At 51.6% G+C, this 3,424-nt stretch carries 3 protein-coding genes; all 3 read right to left on the reverse strand.

Translation table 11 applies throughout. The features are described from left to right. Window positions 1-85: 85 nt before the first annotated feature. Complete coding sequence (locus ABX962_RS32920) at window positions 86-1,189, reverse strand: hypothetical protein (protein ID WP_372725922.1); 1,104 nt, start codon at window positions 1,187-1,189, stop codon at window positions 86-88. 103 nt (window positions 1,190-1,292) lie between these two features. Next, window positions 1,293-2,711: a DUF2254 domain-containing protein gene (locus ABX962_RS32925; RefSeq protein WP_372725923.1), complete on the reverse strand. Its 1,419-nt coding sequence runs from the start codon at window positions 2,709-2,711 to the stop codon at window positions 1,293-1,295. 281 nt (window positions 2,712-2,992) lie between these two features. Further along, complete coding sequence (locus ABX962_RS32930; RefSeq protein ID WP_372725924.1) at window positions 2,993-3,271, reverse strand: hypothetical protein; 279 nt, start codon at window positions 3,269-3,271, stop codon at window positions 2,993-2,995. Window positions 3,272-3,424 lie beyond the last annotated feature (153 nt).

The following is a 3,424-nucleotide window of genomic DNA, read 5'->3' on the forward strand; positions in this document are numbered from 1 at the left end:
CAAAGAAGAATACAAGCGTTCGTTGATTTTGCATTTGGGTCACCCAAGGGGTTAATGAAGTTGAAAACAATTCAATGATCTCAACCTAGAATCGATAGATCGCGGCAACTTCGGCAGCCTCGCTCGAGCCATCGTTCAACTTGCTGAAAACATCTCCGCCGTTTCGCAGTGTTTCGATCACGACTTGGTTGACGCGATTCAGTTCACGTGCGCCGTCGCGAATCATCACGGTATCAATACGACCATTTTGTGCCGCATCCAAGACGTCTGCGATATCGTTGGACCCTTTCGACTGCGCGACTGCGGTTCCGAACCGGTCTTCGAATTTGTCGTGCTGCGATCCCAATTTCGGAGCGATCGCCTTTTGAGCATGGTCGCGAAGCTCGACCTCGCTCCACTGCGACGGACTGGCATCCACTTTGGCGTCCACACTGACATCGCTGACCGCCTGGAGGTGGCCGTTGACCTCTTCGGTTGCGACCACGACGAGTGGCAAGCCTGTGTTGTACATCGCGCCGACTACTTCTTCGCCAACCAATGACAAGTAATGTTCGCGATCGGCTTGAATTTTGTCTTCGCCCTGACCGTGGCCATGGAACATTGCCGTTGATGACCCTCCGGCGTTACCGAGACTTTGGTGACTTCGGTTCTGCAGGCTCACCTCGGGATCTCGCGGCAAAATCAAATCGTTGAACTTGGCTGGCAACGAATCGGTTTCAACCAGTTCAAGCGATTCACCACGACGCTGGAACAGCTTTGCTTCATCCCAGGTCAGCGAAAGCACGAAATAGCGATCACGGTTGCCTTGTTCGCGGATCAGAGGCAACAATAAAAAAGTCTCACCCACATGGACGATCTCGTCCACTTCGCGATTCAAGCGAAACATTTGGCACTTGTCCGGCGTCAAGAAAATTGCGAGCCCTTCGCCTTGATGCTGCCAAAAATTGCTCACCCTGACCGCCTCTTTGACTTGATCCAGGATTGCATCGTCATGTTCCAACGACTTCAACTTTTTGCTGGCGTCGTTAAGCAAATTTTTGAGCCGAATGGATCCTTGCTGAGTGTCCGGCCCCGAGCGATGGGTACGCATCAGAATCGAAACGCATGGCTTGGCAGTGACGGAGGCAAGTTCTTCAAGGTCACCTGGTTTGAGTGTTTGCAGTATCGTTTCGCTGGTTGTCATAGCCATCGGGCGATCCTTTTTTATCGTGAGGTGCGTAGTAGTCTGTCATCACCTCAACCGTGCAAACGGGATGCCGAGATTGGTAAATCCGGTGGTTTATCGGGGCTGGCTAGGCTCGCCCACCGACCCAATTGCCCGTATCGAGAACCTGTTGGCGATACAGCGGATCGCGAAGTAACCAGACCATCGAGCGATAACGGTCCGACAAAAGTTTCATGCCACGTTGATCGGTTAACGCTCGTTTGCACTGGCGACGCAGCGCCCCGGCGTGCCGCACCAATAACCGGCGATGCGAATCACATGTCGTTGACAATGCCACCTTGGCCATCATTTCCATCATATGGATCGATGCATTGCGATCAGCGGCGACGTAAGGTCGTAACTGATCAAAGACGAGCGATGCAAAATCGCTAAACGTTTCGGGTTCCGCCACGATTCGCAGTTGGTGATCCGAATCATAGCGATAAGCATCGGGCATCTCACGCTCGGCCAAATGCTCGAGTGCCGATTGCAACCAATCCATGCAATTGATCGCGGTAAACGGATCATTAACTCCAGGTGAAAGGGCTCGCTCGGCAACTTCAACCAGCTGGTTGAAAACGAACCGCAGATTCTGTTTTGCAGTCCGCTGAGCCCCCGACACAAAGGTTGCTCTCAATTGATCGACAATCTCATCGCTCACACGCGAATCCGGCGATGCCAACATCAACACATTGCCGGGAGTGATAAAATCACCAGCGCGAAAACGCATGCGGATCGTCAGATTGTTATCGACCGCAATTTTCATCACGCCGTCGGTATCAACAAACTCAACGTACCCCGAACCTTTGGAGCGAATCGTTTTCGCGGTTTGATAAAACGCCTTCGGAAGATTCGACTCGACTTGCCGCTCCGTGACATCGTCATGCGGTTTCCCGATACGTGCGGGAAATTGGTCGTCAATTTGTCGGTTTAAATCGCCTCCGATCCCCGCGACGATATTTGAGATATGAATACTTTCGGGAATGTGGTGAATAAAGTAGATCAACACAGCAACGCTGAGGATCGCCAGCATGATCCCGACGATCACGGCAATATGAGGCACAAACGCGGACGCTAACTCTTGCTGCCCCGCGTTACCATGCGGAGCCGACTCGGCGTTACGAACGGTTCGCAGCACCATCAAACAATATAAAAACGTCGAAATAAACACCCCCAGCGTGACTTGGTTTCCTCGGTCCCGCATAAAGTTATTCAGCAGCCGAGCCCCGACCTGCGACGTTGTATAGGAGATCGATAGAATCGTCATCGAAAACGTCACTCCCGCTACCGTGATCATCGACCCTGCAACGGTCGATAAAACCGCACGTGCTCCGGCGGGTTCGTTTGCATACAACCAACCAATATTCTCTAACCATTCCGATCCCAATCGGTTGTCCATTTCGGTCGTGACAAACGACAACACGAGGGCTCCGATTGCCAACAACGAAGGCACAAACCAATAGCTATCGCGAATGCGGGATGTCCATGTGATGATGAGAGCTTTCATGAGCCGCAGTCGCGCTGCATAGGTCCTCGGTAGAAAAGATGATCAGCCCATGATGACCGGCCCAAAATGACCGGCAAAGAATCGCAAAATCAAATCGCAGATGCCCTCAAAAGAGCTGACGCGTGAATCGATCTTTCCATCGATTCACGCGTCAGCGTTCAATCGTTTTCGCGTCCCAAACCGCCATCAGCGGTTTAGGGATTCACCCCCGCTGCACGCTAACTTGCAGTGATGCTCGAAAGGACACAGGCGTGAAAAAACGACGAAGTTATCGACGTTGACTATTCATCATCATCAGGAACGCTTACATCGACGTCCGGAACCGAAATTTCTTTTTCTTTCATATTGACGTCGACGTCAGGAACGTTGACTTTCTTCTTCTCCATCGAAACGTCAACATCGGGGCCATCGACGTCATAGGCAGGCAACTTGCCTGGGTCGCCTTGGACATCCACATCGACGTTTGGCATCCGACCTTCTTCGGTCTTATCGACGTCACAGCCAACGGTCACAAACGCCATTAACAAAGCCGCAGTAAGACTCACAAATTTCTTGATCATGATTTTTTTATCCAACAGTTCGTTGGTGACCGGCAGCACAAACAAACGGTGATTCGACAAGCAACAGTCCGGTTAACGGGCAACCATTTGCAAGCACCGTGCCAACTTTGATCGACAGGCAATTAATTGCCAATTTCGACCAAAACTCCTCCG

The sequence above is a fragment of the Novipirellula sp. genome (genome assembly GCF_041583735.1).
GTDB lineage: Bacteria > Planctomycetota > Planctomycetia > Pirellulales > Pirellulaceae > Novipirellula.

Excerpts from the sequence above, each read along its gene's own strand:
- ABX962_RS32920 (WP_372725922.1), bottom strand. The coding sequence starts at position 1,189 with ATGGCTATGACAACCAGCGAAACGATACTGCAAACACTCAAACCAGGT.
- ABX962_RS32925 (WP_372725923.1), bottom strand. The coding sequence starts at position 2,711 with ATGAAAGCTCTCATCATCACATGGACATCCCGCATTCGCGATAGCTAT.
- ABX962_RS32930 (WP_372725924.1), bottom strand. The coding sequence starts at position 3,271 with ATGATCAAGAAATTTGTGAGTCTTACTGCGGCTTTGTTAATGGCGTTT.